1 protein-coding gene is annotated in these 1,409 nt (G+C 65.4%); it reads right to left on the reverse strand.

The window, feature by feature from the left end; all coding sequences use genetic code 11:
- Positions 1 to 24: 24 nt before the first annotated feature.
- Positions 25 to 1,221, reverse strand: coding sequence for an IS110 family transposase (locus tag ACKAE7_RS20970; RefSeq protein ID WP_191036555.1), 1,197 nt, complete (start codon positions 1,219 to 1,221; stop codon positions 25 to 27).
- Between the last annotated feature and the right edge of the window lie 188 nt (positions 1,222 to 1,409).

Consider the following 1,409-nt stretch of genomic DNA (forward strand, 5'->3'; position numbering starts at 1 on the left):
GTGAGAGTGTCCCTATGTTTTTCGTCAAGCTGCTGTTGGTGTTTGGGCTTGGTAGAGGCTGCCGTCGCGGAGCATGGCGTAGAGGGTGTCGCAGCGGCGTCGGGCGAGGGCGAGGAGTGCTTGGTTGTGGTGTTTGCCTTCGGCGCGTTTCCGATCGTAGTAGGCGCGTGAGAGCGGGTCTTTGAGGGCCGCGAACGCCGAGAGGTAAAGGGTGCGTTTGAGGACTTTGTTGCCTCTTCGGGAGGCGCGGTCGCCGCGGATGGAGGATCCGGAGCGCCAGGTGACCGGGGTCAGGCCTGCGTAGGAGGCCAGGTGCCCGGCGGTGGGGAAGTCTTTGCCGGCGACTTCGGTGAGGATCCGTGCTGCGGTCCTGATGCCGACCGCCGGCAAAGACATCAGGACCTGGTGAAGAGGGTGGGCCTCCACGAGGGCTCCGACCTGGGCATAGACCGTGGCGCGCCCCTCATGGATCCTGGCGAGCATGCCCGCCAGTTCGGGCAGGACGATGGTCGCGGCGTTCGTGCCCACCACGGTTACCGTTTGCTGGCCCAACGCGTTCATGATGTCTTCGGCGAGGCGGTCACCCATCCGGGGCGCGAGCTTGGTCAGCCGGTTCGCGATCCGGCGCCGTCCTGCGTGGCGGAGCGCTTCGGGCGTGGGCCAGGTCCGCAGCAGATCCAGGACCGCAGGATGGTCCAGCCGCGGGCCCAGGACACGCTCCAATGCAGGGTGGATCTGGGTCAGCAGCCCGCGGATCCGGTTCGAGGTCGCGGTGGCCTGTTTGGCCAGATCATCATCGAAACCGCACAGCATGGTCAACTCAGCGAGCTGGGCATCGGCGAGCTGGACCGAGCGCAGGGTATGCGGCATGGTCCGCGCGGCGTCGGCGATGATGAACGCATCGCGTGCATCCGTTTTTGCTTCCCCGGGGTGGAGGTCCGCGATCCGGCGCATGGCCAAACCCGGAAGGTACCCGACCAGGGTCCCGGCGGCCTGGGCCACGGCAACCGGAAGCGCACCGATCGTCGCGGGTTGATCGACCACGACAAGGATCCTGCCATGATGTTCAAGCTCCGCCAGGATTTCCCGGATCCTGGCCTCGTCGTTGGGCAGCGCCCGGTCCAGCAGCCTTTTCCCGGCCCGGTCCAGGGCAACGGCGTGATGCTCGCCCTTGCCAACATCCACACCAATGAACACTTCAACGTCGTCGTGGTTTCCGATCACCTGGCACCTCCAGTCGTAGTCCCTAACTCACGTACTGGCCCACCACGGTGTCAGGGCCCGGCACCCACGTTACGCACGACGTTCCACAACCGTCCTGCCCCTATCAGCGGTTTCCCCGGCACCTACCAGCCCCAGGTGACAACACTCTCAGGATCATCGATCAACAGAGGGTCGCAATCATGCCC

Origin of the sequence: Pseudarthrobacter sp. NKDBFgelt (assembly GCF_046097905.1) — a bacterium.
Taxonomy (GTDB): Bacteria; Actinomycetota; Actinomycetes; order Actinomycetales; family Micrococcaceae; genus Arthrobacter; species Arthrobacter polychromogenes.